This window comes from Paenibacillus amylolyticus, assembly GCF_047302515.1.
Taxonomy (GTDB): Bacteria; Bacillota; Bacilli; order Paenibacillales; family Paenibacillaceae; genus Paenibacillus; species Paenibacillus amylolyticus_G.
On sequence record NZ_CP168019.1, the window covers coordinates 4,317,820 to 4,333,072 of the forward strand.

The following is a 15,253-nucleotide window of genomic DNA, read 5'->3' on the forward strand; positions in this document are numbered from 1 at the left end:
CGATACATTCAATTATAACAGGCACCTTACACCTGAGCAATCACAAGCTATGGCATTAACCATTGAGGAGAAAGCCAACTTCCCCATTGAGCGAATATACAATCCGGTCTGCGCCCATGCCCCGATAGATGCCCTTAGGATGACTCTGCTCCGTAATGACGCACAGGGATTTCGATGTCCATGAACGGCAGATCTGTAAATAACGACAGGTCAGATTCAGGCTGTTCTCGAAAATAAACACGTTGCCTACGCTGCCCTGCGGCAAAAACCATTTTTGAGCTGCAGCCGTATTCATGCGAATAACATGTTCTACTCCGATTCTACGGAGTCTGCGCTCTTCCCCTGCACTGTTGGTTAGAACGGCAAACGGCATTTTTTTGTACATCAGCAATTTGATAAATTTGCGTCCTGCTTCATTTGGAGCAGTCACTAAGATCATCTCAGTATCCATCATTCGTTCCTCCCTTGGCGTGAAAAGACAACAAAAAAGAAGCGTGGGGGACCAAGGCCTCCCGAACGCTTCTTAAATAACCCATGGCGAAAACACCATGAACCAGCGTACGGCTTGTTGCCTCTCCCTTTAACGCTTACGAGGTTAGCTGACGGATTCGGGCGCGAGAGTCGCCCTATTTCCGGCTGTCACCGGAAAATTCACCCCATGAATGCCCACTGTCCTGGACAGCGCATTCCGTTGGTTCCCCCGTTTCCCATTCATCAATGAATGGAAACTCAGCGATTAAAACATCGTTCGTATATCTTAAGGTAAGATTGAGCGATATTATCGTTTGTTTCGTTTTTCAAGTACAATTTAGTTTAAATTGAAATTACGTTATGAATCATACACCCCCGCCATGACGGTGTAAAGTCCTTACAGATCACCGAATCGGCAGATTTTTGCCAATACTCATTCATAATAACGCTTACAACAAGGTCATACTCTATCCATCTCTTCAAGGCTATCTAATTCTCACTCTGACGAAAATCACTTCGCAATTCATTCACGTATTCAGCACAACTTGCCTGTTTTGATTCTTTTAACACCATATTAGTTTTGCAATATTAAATTGCAACCAATATAATAGAAGATATAAGAGTAAATAAATGGAGGCGATTTAGATGACAGTCTACGATTACAAAGTGAATACTCTTCGCGGTCAAGAAGTTGAAATGTCCGACTACCGTGACAAAGTGCTCCTGATTGTGAATACGGCAAGCTCATGCGGACTTACCCCTCAATTCAAAGGTCTGCAAGAACTGCAAGACAAGTTTCAAGATGCTCCATTTGAAGTTCTTGGTTTCCCAAGCAACCAGTTTGCACAGGAAAAAGGATCTTCCGACGATATTGCCGAGTTTTGTCAGATGAATTATGGCGTGAGCTTCCCCATGTTTGAGAAAATTGATGTGAACGGCTCAAGCGCTCACCCTCTTTTCCAACACCTTAGCACAGAAGCTCCTGGCCTGCTCGGCTCCAAAGCAATCAAATGGAATTTCACCAAATTCCTCGTGGATCAGAACGGACAGGTCATTAAACGTTATGCTCCCAAAACAACACCGGACAAGATTGAAGAAGATATCAAGAACTTGCTGCAAAAATAATACATTGGCCACCCGTAGCCGGAAGGTAGAGCACCATTACCCCGGTAATGGATGGCCTTTTTTCAACCCAGATGTCATATTGTTCGAAAAAGACAAAAAAAGAAGCTTTCCAATAACGGAAAGCTTCTTTTTAATCGTTCATATGATGCGGTCGAGAGGACTCGAACCTCCACGGGCATACGCCCACTACCCCCTCAAGATAGCGTGTCTGCCATTCCACCACGACCGCATGTCGTAAATAATCGGCAACAGAATTGATTATACCGGGTTCAGAACTAAAAGTAAAGTATTATTTAATACTTCTTTTTCAGCTAGGCATTTTCATCAAAAATCGCATAATCTCGTCATCTTTACCCATGAACTGCATATTATTAGATTTGATCCCCTCTTTTTCGGTAAGAGCCGATCTTGTTGATTCATTTATATATAGTCCTTCCTTATATATAGTCCTCCCTGCACTTCGCCACATAGATAACACAATAAGTTATATAAAATAACACAAATATTAAATTCCAGATTTAATCCATTAAATTTCACGGATACTATTGACAAAAAGCGGACATTTATGGGATGATAACTATCATATAATTCGGATTTTTAAACATAATGCAAACATAAAGGAATATAAATGTAACTTAAAGTGACATTTAACGAACACAGGAGGCGAATGATTGTGAACCGTGGGAATAAGCTGCTCGATTATGTCAAACTGCTTGATTCCTCTATTCATGTTGGAGGGTTCACCCATTCCTTCGGCATGGATATCCATATCAGGGAGGGTACCATTCGTAATGCTGAAGATCTCGAATCATTCATGCGTTGTCAGTTGCATCCCAGCATCGTTCGTCTTGAAGGTATGGCCATCAAAGGCATCTATACCGCAGCAGATCACAAGGATACATGGCGGATAGCTCTGATCGACAAGCTCGTCCATGTTCAGCGAACCCCTGGAGATCTCAGAGAACAAGCTGCCGCCATGGGTAAACGATTGATCAGACTCGCACGCGCTCTGCACCCCTGGATTGAATTCAGCCAGCTCGAACAGATTTTTGCCAAATACGATTCGGTTGGCTGCCTCTCCACTGTTCATGCCTGGATTAACCACCACCTCGACATCCCGGTCGAAGAGGCGGTCCTTGGTTACCTGCATTCAGCCATGAATGCCTGCATAACCGAAGCCTCCAAAGTCATTCCCCTGAACAACGATACAACCAAGGATCTGATGGTCCGCCTGGCCACAGATCTGGAGAATGAATGGAAGACCGTCAGCGCCTCGGCTGCGGATGGACTGGCACAGCCAACCTCGATGTCCATGAAATCGTTTTTCCCCAGTTTCCATATGCTTGGAGCTGGACTTCATGCCTACAGGGCCTAATCCTCTTCCTCCTCATACCTACTCCCCTTCATTCAGACAAACTAAAAACACGCGGCAACCTCCTTGCCGACGTGTTTTTTGTCATTTTATTTGTTTTATTTACGTATTTACGCCATTTATCATCACAAAATACACTTTTTTCCGTCTTTTTTAATTGTTAGATGACGAATTTACGTATATAATGAAACATACAGCTCGCATTTCTATATATTCTACATGAAGAAAGGGCGGCTGAATACTATATTCTAACCAGGGGTGAACCCTTTTGAACAAGAAAAAACCAGTTACTCCGTTCGGATGGGCCATCAAACGACGGCTAACCGAACTTCAAGTGGACCAGAAGACCTTTTGTGAACAGCATGGCATCCCACCCTATCGTTTATCCAATCTTATTCACGGCACACGCAAAGCAACCCGATTCAGGCACCTGGTCGCTGATATTTTGGATATTCCAGATGAACTGAGATAAGATTTCTGCCAAAGGAGGGTCTCATCCATGAGACATGTTACATCCGATCTGGAGAGGCTGTCGTTCCAGTCCATACGTCACCAGCTCATCATCGTTGATGACAATTGGATTATCCAAAGTTGTAACCGTGCCTGGCAACAGGGACTCGGTCAATGCTCACCAAACCCGGATATACACAGTAGTCATAGACATTACCTGCACCTGACGGAAGCCTGGGCAAAACGAGGCAAGAACGCTAACATGGCACTTGTCGCACAGAATTTGAAAGAACGCGGAATACCCTTTAATCGAAATCATACATATGACATCTGTGTGTATACTGTATACAACGAAAAGAGGTGGTTTCGTGTAGAACTCACCCCTCTATCTTATGCAAATTCAATTCTGGATACCGATCTCGCTTTAATTGCACACATGGATATTACCGAACAAAGAAAGACAGAACTCCAATTGAAGAAGGCATTGTCTGAAGTGCGCACATTGCGCGGACTGCTGCCTATTTGCGCCGTCTGCAAACAAATCAAGGACGAAGAGGAACACTGGAACTCCGTTGAGAGTTACCTGGAGAAGCATACCCACGCCGAATTCACCCATGATATCTGTCCGGAATGCATCCGGCGGTTATATCCGAAATACTCGAATATCCTGGACAAGCGTTCCTGAAACCTCTCCACTCGCCGACTAACTACAACTATACGGAGAGATGATGTTCAAACTGTGACATATCCAGTTCTTGCGGTGTCCCATGCAGGGTTATGGTTCCTTTGTCCATGATATAGATGTAATCTGCGGCACTTCGTACAAAATCAATACTCTGCTCTACCAGCAGAACCGAGAGGTTCCCCTTTGCCTTGAGCTGCAAAATAACCTGCCGAATGTCCTCCACGATAGAAGGCTGGATGCCTTCTGTCGGCTCATCAAGTAGCAACAACCCCGGACGCGAAGCCAATGCCCTGGCGAATGCCAACTGTTGCTGCTGTCCACCACTCAGATCCCCGCCCTGCCGTCCATACATCTTAGCAAGCACTGGAAACATCGCCAGTACATCCTCCGGGAACGTTTTTACTCCCGGCGCACTTGTCTCCAGACCGAGCAATAAATTTTCTTTCACCGTAAGCTGCGGGAAAATCTCCCGCCCCTGCGGTACATAACCAATCCCTGCCCTTGCCCGCTTGGCTGTATCCAAGGTGGATAACTCCTGATTTTGCCACTGAATACTGCCCTTGCGTGTTTTGAGCAACCCCATTAATGTTTTCATCAACGTTGTTTTCCCTACACCGTTACGGCCCATCAGACACACCACCTGCCCAGGCTGTACATCCAGGTTCACACTACGAAGCACATTGCTTTCCCCGTAGCCGGATTCAATTCGTTGCAGCGACAGCATGGTCATCCCTCCTTTTGCCCAGATACACTTCGGCCACTTTCGGATCTGCCTGTACCTCCGCCATTGTACCTTCTTTCAGCAATTTTCCTTCATGCATCACCGTTACCTTGGCTGCGAACTCTCGCACAAACTCCATATCATGCTCCACCACCACAACCGAGCGCTCACGCGCAATCTCTTGCAGAAGTCGCCCGGTCTTGTGTGTTTCTTCATCCGTCATGCCTGCGGCTGGTTCGTCCAGCAACAATACCCGTGGCTCCTGCAGAAGCAGCATGCCGATCTCCAGCCACTGCTTCTCCCCATGCGATAACGCTCCTGCACGAGCATCAACGCGGTCTTGCAGACCAATCTGAAGGGTAACATGCTCCATGGCAACACTCATTTTCCCATATCGACGAATACCGATGGCTTGCAAAGGGGAACGGCGAGTCTCCGCCGCCAGTGTCAGATTCTCCTGTACCGTCAGACCTGCAAAGATCGATGGCGCCTGGAATTTGCGTCCTACACCTTTGCGAACAATCTGGTGCTCCTTCAGTCGTGTTAATTCCGTTCCATCCGCCATCTTCACCGAGCCGGACATGGGTTTTGTTTTGCCGCATATCACATCCAGCATCGTTGTTTTCCCTGCACCATTGGGTCCGATTAAAAAATGCAGGTCATGTTCATGCAGCTTCAGATTCATGCCTTTGACAGCAACGAACCCACCAAAAGCCACCGTAATATCCTCGGCTAACAACACCGCTGATTCCTCAGTAGACTTTAGGTTTTTCCCGAGTGACTTGGACATGCGCACTCTCTCCTCTCCGCTTCAGCAAGCGAACGACATGACGATATACACCTACAATACCGTTTGGCATGAACAAAACTACCGTTACAAAGAGCCCACCAATGACAAACAGCCACCCTTCAGGGTAAGCCTCACTTATGCCTGTTTTGGCTGCATTCAGCACCACCGCTCCGATGACCGCTCCAATAAGCGTACCGCGACCACCCAATGCAACCCACAGGACCATCTCAATGGAGGGTACAATCCCCATCATCGATGGCGAGATAATACCCACCTGAAGTACAAACAACATGCCCGCGATGCCTGCAAGCGCACCGGAAAAAGCAAAAGCCAGCGTTTTATAGCCTGCCGGATCATATCCGAGGAATCGCACCCGATTCTCTCCATCACGCGCAGCTTCGAGCACTTGGCCGAACCGACTGTTCACCATTCGACGACAGAGCACATAAGCGATCACCAGAACAGCAAGCGTTATATAGTAGAGAGCAATCGTCGTTCCAGCGGAATGAAGTGTAAAACCAAAGATCGAATTATATCCGGTGATGCCATTTGTCCCACCCGTCCATTCCTGTTTACCAACAAAGAGTGTTACCGTAATGAGAACCAAGGCTTGAGTCAGGATGGTAAAATAAACACCGGTGATCCGGTTACGGAACGTAAACCACCCCAGGGCAAAGGCAAGCAATGCCGGAAGGGCTATCCCCAATAACAGCGCCACCGGGAAAGAGCGAAATGGTTCCCAGAACCATGGCAGACCACTGAGGCCACTCCATCCCATGAAGTCAGGAAGTGTTGCTCCACTGGCCTGAAGCTTCAGATACATCGCCATCGCGTACCCACCCAGACCAAAGAACACCCCATGCCCAAGACTCAACACACCCCCATAACCCCAGATCAGATCGAGACCAATGGCCAGGATCGCCAACGCCAAAAACTTGGCTAACAGACTCAGACGAAACTCCGTGGAGATTAGTGGAGCAAGACACATCATGATGAGCACAACCGCCCAGATAATCCTCATTTTCAGACTGCCAGTCTTGAGTAAAGCGGACATGAACTAACCCCCTTTTTCACGTTAATCGAGACTCCGTGTGCGCATCGCGACCAAGCCGCGTGGTTTCCATTGCAGAAAAGCAACGATACATACGAACACGAGCACCTTGCCAATGGAAGCCGATGTATAGGTTTCGAACAACGTGTTGAACATGCCGATTCCCAATGCACCGCACACGGTTCCAACCAATTTTCCTACGCCACCCAAGACAACCACCATGAACGCATCCACAATATAATACGTACCAAGCGAAGGACCAATCGGACCAATGAGCGTTAATGCACAGCCAGCAATTCCGGCAATGCCTGAACCAATCGCAAAGGTCATGCCATCCACCCGCCGGGTGGAAATCCCAAGACACCCCGCCATGCTCCGATTTTGCATTACAGCCCTCATTCGTCTTCCGGAAGATGTTCGATAGATATAGAGATACATACACAGCAGCACAACCGCAACCAGTGCGATAATGAAAATTCGTTTATACGGAAATACAATGCCATCCGAGATCGCCAATCCCCCATTGAGCCAAGCCGGACTGGATACTCCCACATTGGGTGCTCCGAATATTGTACGGGCCAGTTGTTGCAGCATCATGCCTACACCCCATGTCGCAAGCAGACTGTCCAGCGGCCTGCCATATAGATGCCTGATCAACACCACTTCAAGCAACCAGCCAATCAGAGCAGCTACAATGAACGCAATCGGTAGAGCCACAACAAAGTAGGCACCAAACCACGCCGCTGGAGCATAGGACATGAACAGATTTTGTGTTACATACGTTGCATATGCACCAATCATGATCAGTTCACCGTGAGCCATATTGATGACATTCATCAGCCCAAACGTTACTGCAAGCCCCAATGCAATCAACAACAGAATTGAACTGATACTCAGACCATTGAACATCTGCAGGATAAACATATCCATCGCTATCCCCTCCTCCATACCGTGACTCTCGATATTTCACATGACTTCAATTAGCGACAGTAACATTTTTTCACATCACAGTAACGCTTTACCGCAATGCGGTGAGAGGATGTGTTGTCACACCCTCGTTTATGTTTCGGCTGCTTTGAAGCGAGTTGCCTGTTTTATTGCGAGGTTTCTATGTTATTTAGCGCTGAGGGAAGCTCCCCATTCATACGTTTTCAGATAAGGGTCCGGCTTGACAGGCTCACCAGAATTCCACAATTCCTTGAATTGCCCATCCTCCTGAACCTCACCGATCCGTACGGTTTTGTAGATATGCTGATTCTCTCCATCCACGGTTACCTTACCTTCCGGGGCATCAAACTCCAGACCCTTGGCAGCTGCCTTTACCTTCTCCACGTCGGTTGATCCTGCTTTTTCCACCGCCGCCTTCCAGAGATAAACCGCCACATATCCCGCTTCAATCGGATCAGCTGTCACTCGATCAGCACCGTATTTTTCTTTATACTTGGCAACAAATGTTGCATTTTCAGGTGTATCCGTTGTCTGATAATAATTCCACGAAGCCAGATGTCCCTTCAATACATCTGCGCCAATACCACGGATTTCTTCCTCCGCCACACTTACCGAGAGGGTCGTCATCTGATCCGAGGAGATTCCGGCATCCTTCAATTGTTTGAAGAAGGCCACATTGCTATCTCCGTTCAGGGTATTGTATACAATATCCGGCTTGGCAGCTTTGATTTTGCTAATGATGGTACTGTAATCGGTATGACCCAGCGGTGTGTATTCTTCACCCACTACTTCGCCACCTTCTGCTGCGAGTTGTGCCTTAATGACCTGATTGGCCGTTTTTGGGAATACATAATCTGAACCGAGCAGATAAAACGTCTTGCCCCTGTTCTCCAGTAACCAGGTTACGGATGGAACGATCTGCTGATTGGTTGTTGCTCCTGTATAAAAAATATTTGGCGACGATTCCAATCCCTCATATTGCACCGGGTAAAACAACAGACCTTTGTTCTGTTCAAACACCGGGAGCATAGCCTTCCGACTTGCAGAGGTCCATCCACCAAATACAGCAGCGACCTTATCCTGTTGCAGTAACTTCCCAGCCTTCTCCGCAAAAGTAGGCCAATCCGAAGCGCCATCCTCAATTACAGGTTCGATCTGTTTACCCAAAACTCCGCCCGCGGCGTTGATCTCTTCAATGGCAAGCATCTCCGCATCTTTAACAGATACCTCACTGATCGCCATCGTTCCGCTGAGAGAGTGAAGAATGCCAACTTTAATCGGTTCACCGGATGTAGCCGGCTCTCCTGTACCACCTGAACCCGAGGCTTCAGGCGGCGCAGCGCCCTCCACACATCCTGTCATCACAATGACCGCACCGAGCAAAATACTCCATAACTTGACCGACCTCTTCTTCAATAGCCTACACTCCCTTTTTTTAGTCTATTGACGAACATTAAGGTCATTTGCGTCCGAAATGTTCGTTGATCCAAATTATGGAGGGTCACACTCTTCATGTCAATATAGCTTACATAATTTTATTTCATGCCTACTCGTTTCATGCATACTGCTAATATGCCTTGAAGCTTATTGACAAAGGATTCACCCTGTGTGAGTATATTTAACATATAACATGATCCATGAACATATCAGACACTATAAGCGAAAGGTCGGATTGCCTTGCACTGGACTGAGCAGGAAAAAGAAAAACTCCTGATTACCGTGGCCGCTAACCTTGCCCGTGAACGAAGAGCACGCGGACTCAAGTTGAATGTTCCCGAAGCCATCGCCTTGTTGACCTCCGAACTGATGGAACGAGCACGGGATGGAATGAGTGTTGCCGAATTAATGAGATACGGAGGCACCATCCTGACACGCGAAGACTGTATGGATGGTGTTCCCGATATGATTCCTGAAGTACAGGTAGAAGCCACATTTCCTGACGGTACAAAACTGGTTACCGTACATGAACCTATACGCTGAGAAAGGCAGGAGAAACCATGATTCCTGGTGAATACCGTTTGAAGCCAGATGACGACATCATCTGTCATCCGGATCGTTTAACCCTACGACTCCTTGTCCTTAACCGCGGCGACCGCCCCGTCCAAGTCGGCTCTCACGTTCACTTCTATGAAGTTAATGCAGCACTGGACTTTGATCGCACGTCAGCTTTTGGACATCGCCTGCACATTCCGGCAGGCACCGCAGTCCGCTTCGAACCCGGTGAAGAGAAACCTGTTGAACTCACGACCTTTGGCGGCAAACGCCAGATTCACGGGTTCAACGGATTAACCGAAGGCTCTGCGGATCAAGCTCCTGATCCACTGAAACTGGAGGCATTCCTGAAGACGTTCTCTCCTCCCATACAAGATGGAGGTGAACCTTCATGAAACGAATGAGCCGCGAACAATACGCGTCGATGTTTGGACCGACAACCGGTGATGCCGTAAGACTTGCGGATACCGAACTATGGGCAGAGATTGAACATGATTATGCCGTCTACGGTGATGAGAGCAAGTTCGGGGGCGGCAAGGTCATCCGCGACGGGATGGGCCAGTCTACTACTGCTCTGCGAAGCGACGGCACCCCTGATACTGTCATCACCAACGCTATCATTATCGATCATTGGGGCATTGTAAAAGCGGATATCGGCATTCGGGACGGTCACATCTGCGCCATTGGCAAATCCGGTAACCCGGATACAATGGATGGTGTTCATCCCGCACTGGTCATCGGTGCTTCCACCGAAATCATCGCCGGTGAAGGCATGATTGTAACCGCTGGCGGCATTGATACCCATATTCATTTCATCTGCCCACAGCAGATTCAGACTGCGTTATCCTCCGGGGTCACGACCATGATCGGTGGCGGAACAGGACCAGCAACAGGAACCAAAGCCACCACCTGCACACCAGGAGCCTGGCACATCCACCGGATGTTAGAATCGGCAGAGGCTTTTCCCATGAACATCGGTTACCTTGGCAAAGGCAACAGTTCCAGCACCGCACCTTTAATCGAACAGATTGAAGCGGGCGTAATCGGCCTGAAGTTGCATGAGGATTGGGGCACTACCCCGAGCGCTATTGATGCCTGCCTGACTGCTGCCGGGGAACATGATGTTCAAGTGGCTATCCATACCGATACCCTGAACGAAACCGGATTTCTCGAAAACACCTTGGCTGCAATCAACGGCCGGACGATCCACACGTACCATACGGAAGGCGCTGGTGGCGGACACGCACCGGATATTATCCGGGCCGCTGGGGAGTCCTACGTTATCCCCTCATCAACCAATCCAACACGACCGTACACACGCAACACCGTAGAAGAGCACCTTGATATGTTGATGGTGTGTCACCATCTGGACCCTTCCATCCCGGAAGATGTAGCTTTTGCGGATTCGCGGATTCGCCCCGAAACCATCGCAGCCGAAGACATTTTGCATGATCTCGGCGTGTTCAGCATCATCAGTTCCGATTCACAAGCTATGGGCCGAGTGGGTGAAGTCATTATCCGTACCTGGCAGACAGCCGACAAAATGAAAAAACAGCGCGGCAAACTTGAGCTCAACCCGAATTCTCCCTCCGATAACGATCGGATCAAGCGATATGTCGCCAAGTACACCATCAATCCAGCTATCGCACACGGAATCGGTCATCTCGTCGGTTCGGTGGAAGTTGGCAAGCTGGCAGATCTGATCATATGGAAACCGGCCTATTTCGGTGTAAAACCCGAGATTGTCATCAAGGGTGGCATGATTACATTTGCCCAGATGGGTGATCCCAATGCGTCCATCCCGACACCTCAGCCCGTATTTGGCAGACCGATGTTTGGAGCCTATGGTAGTGCCATTGCCAGCGGATCGATCACCTTTGTCTCCCAAGCCGCAGCAGATGCGGGGATCAAAGAGTCATTGGGTCTGAAGAAACGGGTTGAACCCGTTAAAGGCTGTCGCTCGGTCAGCAAAAAAGATATGATTCATAACGACGTCACCCCCGTTATTGAAGTTGATCCCGAAACCTATGAGGTACGCGCCGACGGCGAGCTTCTCACCTGTGAACCCGCAGACGAGCTGCCTATGGCACAGCGGTACTTTATGTTTTGATAGGAATACGGATTAGCTGATAAGGAGGGCACTCATGATGAATAGTGGCACACAGCTACTCCGTTACGTTCAGCTGCTGGATTCAGCCCTGCCCATCGGTGGTTTCTCCCATTCCTTCGGTCTGGAAGCTTACACACATGATGGCACCGTGCGGAATACCGCGCAGCTTGAACAGTTTATTCGCAGCCAGCTTCACTCCAGTCTTGTACGACTAGATGGTCTTGCCATCAAAGGCGTCTATCAGGCGATAAAACAGCAAGATGCCGCTCTACTTGCCCTGTATGACAAACGTGTCCACGCCCAGCGCTCCCCTCGTGAACTCAGGGAAAGCGGCCACAAAATGGGAAAGCGACTGCTCAAGCTGGCCCGCTCACTCTATCCATGGATGGACTTTTCCCTGATCGATGAGGCTATACGGGAATACGGCGCGTATTGTGGCATCACGACCATTCACGGTTATATCAACTATCAATTGGAGATTGAATTGGATGAAGCCGTTACCGGGCATCTGTATACCTCAGTGAACGCTTATGTGAACAGCGCACTTCGCCTGCTGCCAATTGGACAAACGGAAGCGCAGATGTTGATTCAGAAACTGCTTGATGATATCGAAGCGGAATGGGCTCTCATTCGAGACAATGACCCAGAAGATATGCACAGCTTCGGAATTGCCCAGGAAATCTACGCCATGCGGCATGAGACCTTACCCGCGCGACTGTTTATGTCTTAACTACAACTTTTATCTAACTTAGGAGGAATTGTTATGTGTGGAGGAGCTAATCATACGCATCATCCGGAGTGGGAACGTAAGGCATTTGATCGGAGTCGTCCGATGCGAATTGGAATTGGTGGACCGGTAGGTTCAGGTAAAACAGCCCTTGTGGAGAAGCTGTCCAAGGCACTGCGTACACGTTACAGCCTTGCTGTCATCACGAATGACATTTATACCAAGGAAGATGCCGAGATTTTGCTGCGTCAGAATGCACTGGCACCAGAGCGTATTATCGGCGTAGAGACAGGTGGATGCCCGCACACGGCTATTCGTGAGGATGCCTCCATGAATTTCGAAGCAGTTGACGAGTTGATTGAACGCTTCCCGGATCTGCAACTGATCTTCATCGAGAGCGGCGGCGACAATCTCTCTGCTGCATTCAGTCCGGAACTGGCTGATGTGTTCATCTACATTATCGACGTTGCTCAAGGAGAGAAACTCCCCCGCAAAGGCGGTCCCGGCATCACGCGTTCAGATCTGCTGTTAATCAACAAAACCGACCTCGCCCCTTACGTTGGTGCAAGCCTGGAAGTTATGAAAAATGATACCGAACGGGTACGCGAAGGCCGCCCTTATGTCATGTCTAATCTAATGAGCGGTGAAGGTGTATCCGAGATTGTCCACTGGCTTGAACATCAATATATGGATGACGATGCTTCCGCTGCACATCTGCATTCACACAGCCATGAACATGGCACTCACTCGCATTAATTCATCTTCTGACCCCACGGGGACAGAGGTGAATCGGAATGAAAGTGCAGGTGCGTCCGTCACACGCCGCAGCGAGCTTCGGGCCACCTTTGCCTTTCAAGGCGACCGGACTGTCATGACCGATCGTTATTACACCGCGCCTCTCCGGTTTAGCCGATCCTTTCGACCTCCCGGAGGCGGAACCGAATTATGTGTGTACACGTCAGACGTCTCTCCCGGAGTCCTTAACGGGGATCTTTATCATTCCGAGTGGGAATTAGGTGAAGGCACCCATGTTATGCTGAGCAGCACATCTGCTACCAGACTCCATCCCACACCTTCCATTCCTTCATCCGTTAATCATCACTTTCGGTTGGGAAAAGGGGCCACGCTGGAATACTTCCCTGAATGCGTCATTCCCTTCAAGGGTAGTTCTTCTTCGCTCGCTGTAACCTTCGAGCTGGAAGAACAGGCAATCCTGGCCTATGCAGATATCTGGTCTGCCGGACGGATTCATCGGCGAGAAGCGTTCCAATTCGAGCGTTACCGCAGCTTGACGGAGATATGGCAAGGTGAGCAACTGGCTGTCTGGGATCGATTCGGACTCGAACCGGATACCGATGACCCCAGACACTCAGCGTCTCTCCTTCACTACACACATACTGCTGCGTTATGGATGGTTGCCCCGGGGCTTGGTACTGTAGAGTTGGAGCAAGTCAGATCCGCGCTGCCACCAGATGGACGAATGCTCGCAGGTGCAAGTTTGCTGGCATCAGGTGGAATCGGTGTTCGACTCCTCGGCATGGCAGCCTGGGAACTTCAGGAGCAATGTCTTCAGATCTGGAACACACTCCGCCCCCATCTGCTGGGCAAAGAAACTCTTGTCTTTCGTAAATAAAGACATAAAGCATAGTTAACACCAAAAAACCTCTGAACTGTCTCCGAGTGTGTTCGGAATAGTCCAGAGGTTTTTGTACATTCAGTCTATGGATGCTGCTCATATCACTTACGCTTCGTTTTACTCAGAATCGTTCTCTGATTTGTTCTCAGGTTGATAGCGATAGTCGCCTGCATCCTTGCTTTCCTTGGATTTGCGGTAACGGGTGAACTCAATATATTCGCTGATAAAAGACTGTTCCACAGTCGATAATTCACTTTCTTGGCAATTCAATTGCCGCAAAACGTCAAAAAAATAATCCTCCCGTTTTTCCCGAACCATCGCTTCCTTCGATGGACGTCCAATCATGAGCCAGTCGAGGCTCACATCAAAAAACGAAGCAATCTCAATTAATTTATTCGTACTCGGAATAGACTTGCCACGTTTCCAATCACCCAGATTGCCTGTGCTAATCTTCAGCTGTTGGCAGAAAGCCTTCTTGGTCATTCCTCGTTCGGCAATCAGGTGTTCAATTCGCTCATAGATCGACTGCATACAAGAACCGCCTTCCAACCGTAATAATCAACTCATCTGCTTGAATTATACCACATTATTCCTGAATGCTCAGCCTTTATATGCCTGGAACAGGATGAGGTATATCGTATAACACAAAGATAGACTCCCATGAATGATCATAGAAGTCTATCTTATGTTGTTGCTGTGATGCGGTCGAGAGGACTCGAACCTCCACGGGTATACACCCACTACCCCCTCAAGATAGCGTGTCTGCCATTCCACCACGACCGCATATTCAATTGTAAAAATGGTGAGCCATGAAGGGCTCGAACCTTCGACACCCTGATTAAAAGTCAGGTGCTCTACCAACTGAGCTAATGGCTCTTGCTGTAAACTCCACCGGATGTGCCATGCTTCATTCTTGTCTATAAGAGCAATGACTTTGAGGATTACTCATCGAAAATGTAGATCTCATGAAGTGGTGAAGATATGACCCGTAGGGGATTCGAACCCCTGTTACCTCCGTGAAAGGGAGGTGTCTTAACCCCTTGACCAACGGGCCTTAATAACAAGTTGTCTTTCTTGGCGACAAGAATGAGTATACCACAGGACAATTTGAACTTGCAATACTTTTTTTGAAATTTATTTTTCAAGCCTTTTTGTCCATTGTATACTGCCCTTCA

17 protein-coding genes, 4 tRNA genes and 1 riboswitch are annotated in these 15,253 nt (G+C 48.5%); of the genes, 10 read left to right on the plus strand and 11 right to left on the minus strand.

Features of this window, described 5'->3' with window-relative positions:
- Window positions 1–55 precede the first annotated feature (55 nt).
- A complete protein-coding gene (locus tag ACDJ59_RS18880) occupies window positions 56–454 on the minus strand; it encodes a hypothetical protein (protein ID WP_235193755.1) in 399 nt (132 codons plus the stop codon).
- Between the two features lie 115 nt (window positions 455–569).
- A riboswitch (cyclic di-AMP (ydaO/yuaA leader) is annotated at window positions 570–745 on the minus strand.
- A 371-nt stretch (window positions 746–1,116) separates the two neighbouring features.
- Between ACDJ59_RS18880 and ACDJ59_RS18885 the strand changes: the two genes are divergently transcribed.
- Complete coding sequence (locus ACDJ59_RS18885; RefSeq protein WP_036610823.1) at window positions 1,117–1,596, plus strand: glutathione peroxidase; 480 nt, start codon at window positions 1,117–1,119, stop codon at window positions 1,594–1,596.
- 146 nt (window positions 1,597–1,742) lie between these two features.
- Here ACDJ59_RS18885 and ACDJ59_RS18890 read toward each other — a convergent pair.
- Window positions 1,743–1,825, minus strand: a tRNA-Leu gene (locus tag ACDJ59_RS18890).
- A 444-nt stretch (window positions 1,826–2,269) separates the two neighbouring features.
- Here ACDJ59_RS18890 and ACDJ59_RS18895 point away from each other — a divergent pair.
- The 3 genes from ACDJ59_RS18895 (at window position 2,270) to ACDJ59_RS18905 (ending at window position 4,103) form a co-directional block, all read left to right on the plus strand.
- A complete protein-coding gene (locus ACDJ59_RS18895) occupies window positions 2,270–2,971 on the plus strand; it encodes an urease accessory protein UreF (RefSeq protein ID WP_413404893.1) in 702 nt (233 codons plus the stop codon).
- A 265-nt stretch (window positions 2,972–3,236) separates the two neighbouring features.
- Window positions 3,237–3,440, plus strand: a complete 204-nt coding sequence (locus tag ACDJ59_RS18900) for a hypothetical protein (protein ID WP_017690011.1) — start codon at window positions 3,237–3,239, stop codon at window positions 3,438–3,440.
- A gap of 27 nt (window positions 3,441–3,467) precedes the next feature.
- Window positions 3,468–4,103, plus strand: a complete 636-nt coding sequence (locus ACDJ59_RS18905) for a hypothetical protein (RefSeq protein WP_413404895.1) — start codon at window positions 3,468–3,470, stop codon at window positions 4,101–4,103.
- 28 nt (window positions 4,104–4,131) lie between these two features.
- Here ACDJ59_RS18905 and urtE read toward each other — a convergent pair whose 3' ends face one another.
- The 5 genes from urtE to urtA all read right to left on the minus strand — a co-directional run bounded on the left by urtE (window position 4,132) and on the right by urtA (window position 9,029).
- Entirely contained in the window at window positions 4,132–4,827 is a 696-nt protein-coding gene (gene urtE / locus ACDJ59_RS18910) for an urea ABC transporter ATP-binding subunit UrtE (protein WP_413404897.1), read from the minus strand.
- Complete coding sequence (urtD, locus tag ACDJ59_RS18915; protein WP_413404899.1) at window positions 4,805–5,614, minus strand: urea ABC transporter ATP-binding protein UrtD; 810 nt, start codon at window positions 5,612–5,614, stop codon at window positions 4,805–4,807. Before urtD ends, urtE begins: the two co-directional genes overlap by 23 nt.
- Window positions 5,577–6,668, minus strand: coding sequence for an urea ABC transporter permease subunit UrtC (gene urtC, locus ACDJ59_RS18920; RefSeq protein ID WP_222215985.1), 1,092 nt, complete (start codon window positions 6,666–6,668; stop codon window positions 5,577–5,579). Before urtC ends, urtD begins: the two co-directional genes overlap by 38 nt.
- A 21-nt stretch (window positions 6,669–6,689) precedes the next feature.
- Window positions 6,690–7,595: an urea ABC transporter permease subunit UrtB gene (gene urtB / locus ACDJ59_RS18925; RefSeq protein ID WP_036610830.1), complete on the minus strand. Its 906-nt coding sequence runs from the start codon at window positions 7,593–7,595 to the stop codon at window positions 6,690–6,692.
- Window positions 7,596–7,778: 183 nt separating this feature from the next.
- A complete protein-coding gene (urtA, locus tag ACDJ59_RS18930) occupies window positions 7,779–9,029 on the minus strand; it encodes an urea ABC transporter substrate-binding protein (RefSeq protein ID WP_413404902.1) in 1,251 nt (416 codons plus the stop codon).
- Window positions 9,030–9,290: 261 nt separating this feature from the next.
- Between urtA and ACDJ59_RS18935 the strand changes: the two genes are divergently transcribed.
- The 6 genes from ACDJ59_RS18935 to ACDJ59_RS18960 are packed head-to-tail and all read left to right on the plus strand — an operon-like array spanning window position 9,291 to window position 14,075.
- Window positions 9,291–9,593 carry an urease subunit gamma gene (locus tag ACDJ59_RS18935; protein ID WP_076209470.1) on the plus strand — a complete coding sequence of 101 codons (303 nt, stop codon included), beginning with the start codon at window positions 9,291–9,293 and terminating at the stop codon, window positions 9,591–9,593.
- 17 nt (window positions 9,594–9,610) lie between these two features.
- Window positions 9,611–10,000 carry an urease subunit beta gene (locus ACDJ59_RS18940; RefSeq protein ID WP_047842024.1) on the plus strand — a complete coding sequence of 130 codons (390 nt, stop codon included), beginning with the start codon at window positions 9,611–9,613 and terminating at the stop codon, window positions 9,998–10,000.
- Window positions 9,997–11,715, plus strand: a complete 1,719-nt coding sequence (ureC, locus tag ACDJ59_RS18945; protein ID WP_017690019.1) for an urease subunit alpha — start codon at window positions 9,997–9,999, stop codon at window positions 11,713–11,715. Before ACDJ59_RS18940 ends, ureC begins: the two co-directional genes overlap by 4 nt.
- Window positions 11,716–11,749: 34 nt before the next feature.
- Window positions 11,750–12,445: an urease accessory protein UreF gene (locus ACDJ59_RS18950; RefSeq protein ID WP_413404905.1), complete on the plus strand. Its 696-nt coding sequence runs from the start codon at window positions 11,750–11,752 to the stop codon at window positions 12,443–12,445.
- 33 nt (window positions 12,446–12,478) lie between these two features.
- On the plus strand, window positions 12,479–13,198 hold the full coding sequence (gene ureG, locus ACDJ59_RS18955) for an urease accessory protein UreG (protein ID WP_017690021.1): 720 nt from the start codon (window positions 12,479–12,481) through the stop codon (window positions 13,196–13,198).
- Window positions 13,173–14,075 carry an urease accessory protein UreD gene (locus ACDJ59_RS18960; RefSeq protein WP_413404907.1) on the plus strand — a complete coding sequence of 301 codons (903 nt, stop codon included), beginning with the start codon at window positions 13,173–13,175 and terminating at the stop codon, window positions 14,073–14,075. Before ureG ends, ACDJ59_RS18960 begins: the two co-directional genes overlap by 26 nt.
- Before the next feature lie 120 nt (window positions 14,076–14,195).
- On the opposite strand, the gene ACDJ59_RS18965 is transcribed toward ACDJ59_RS18960, so the two are convergent.
- From ACDJ59_RS18965 to ACDJ59_RS18980, 4 genes are all read right to left on the minus strand, one after another.
- Window positions 14,196–14,609 carry a helix-turn-helix domain-containing protein gene (locus tag ACDJ59_RS18965; RefSeq protein ID WP_413404909.1) on the minus strand — a complete coding sequence of 138 codons (414 nt, stop codon included), beginning with the start codon at window positions 14,607–14,609 and terminating at the stop codon, window positions 14,196–14,198.
- A 169-nt stretch (window positions 14,610–14,778) separates the two neighbouring features.
- Window positions 14,779–14,861 (minus strand) — tRNA-Leu (locus ACDJ59_RS18970).
- Window positions 14,862–14,878: 17 nt separating this feature from the next.
- Window positions 14,879–14,954, minus strand: a tRNA-Lys gene (locus tag ACDJ59_RS18975).
- A gap of 106 nt (window positions 14,955–15,060) precedes the next feature.
- Window positions 15,061–15,132: transfer RNA gene (locus tag ACDJ59_RS18980), tRNA-Glu, on the minus strand.
- Window positions 15,133–15,253 lie beyond the last annotated feature (121 nt).

Coding starts and splice junctions, on each gene's coding strand:
- ACDJ59_RS18880 (WP_235193755.1), bottom strand. CDS start 454: ATGATGGATACTGAGATGATCTTAGTGACTGCTCCAAATGAAGCAGGA.
- ACDJ59_RS18885 (WP_036610823.1), top strand. CDS start 1,117: ATGACAGTCTACGATTACAAAGTGAATACTCTTCGCGGTCAAGAAGTT.
- ACDJ59_RS18905 (WP_413404895.1), top strand. CDS start 3,468: ATGAGACATGTTACATCCGATCTGGAGAGGCTGTCGTTCCAGTCCATA.
- urtE (WP_413404897.1), bottom strand. CDS start 4,827: ATGCTGTCGCTGCAACGAATTGAATCCGGCTACGGGGAAAGCAATGTG.
- urtD (WP_413404899.1), bottom strand. CDS start 5,614: ATGTCCAAGTCACTCGGGAAAAACCTAAAGTCTACTGAGGAATCAGCG.
- urtC (WP_222215985.1), bottom strand. CDS start 6,668: ATGTCCGCTTTACTCAAGACTGGCAGTCTGAAAATGAGGATTATCTGG.
- urtB (WP_036610830.1), bottom strand. CDS start 7,595: ATGGATATGTTTATCCTGCAGATGTTCAATGGTCTGAGTATCAGTTCA.
- ACDJ59_RS18940 (WP_047842024.1), top strand. CDS start 9,611: ATGATTCCTGGTGAATACCGTTTGAAGCCAGATGACGACATCATCTGT.
- ureC (WP_017690019.1), top strand. CDS start 9,997: ATGAAACGAATGAGCCGCGAACAATACGCGTCGATGTTTGGACCGACA.
- ACDJ59_RS18950 (WP_413404905.1), top strand. CDS start 11,750: ATGATGAATAGTGGCACACAGCTACTCCGTTACGTTCAGCTGCTGGAT.
- ureG (WP_017690021.1), top strand. CDS start 12,479: ATGTGTGGAGGAGCTAATCATACGCATCATCCGGAGTGGGAACGTAAG.
- ACDJ59_RS18960 (WP_413404907.1), top strand. CDS start 13,173: ATGAACATGGCACTCACTCGCATTAATTCATCTTCTGACCCCACGGGG.
- ACDJ59_RS18965 (WP_413404909.1), bottom strand. CDS start 14,609: ATGCAGTCGATCTATGAGCGAATTGAACACCTGATTGCCGAACGAGGA.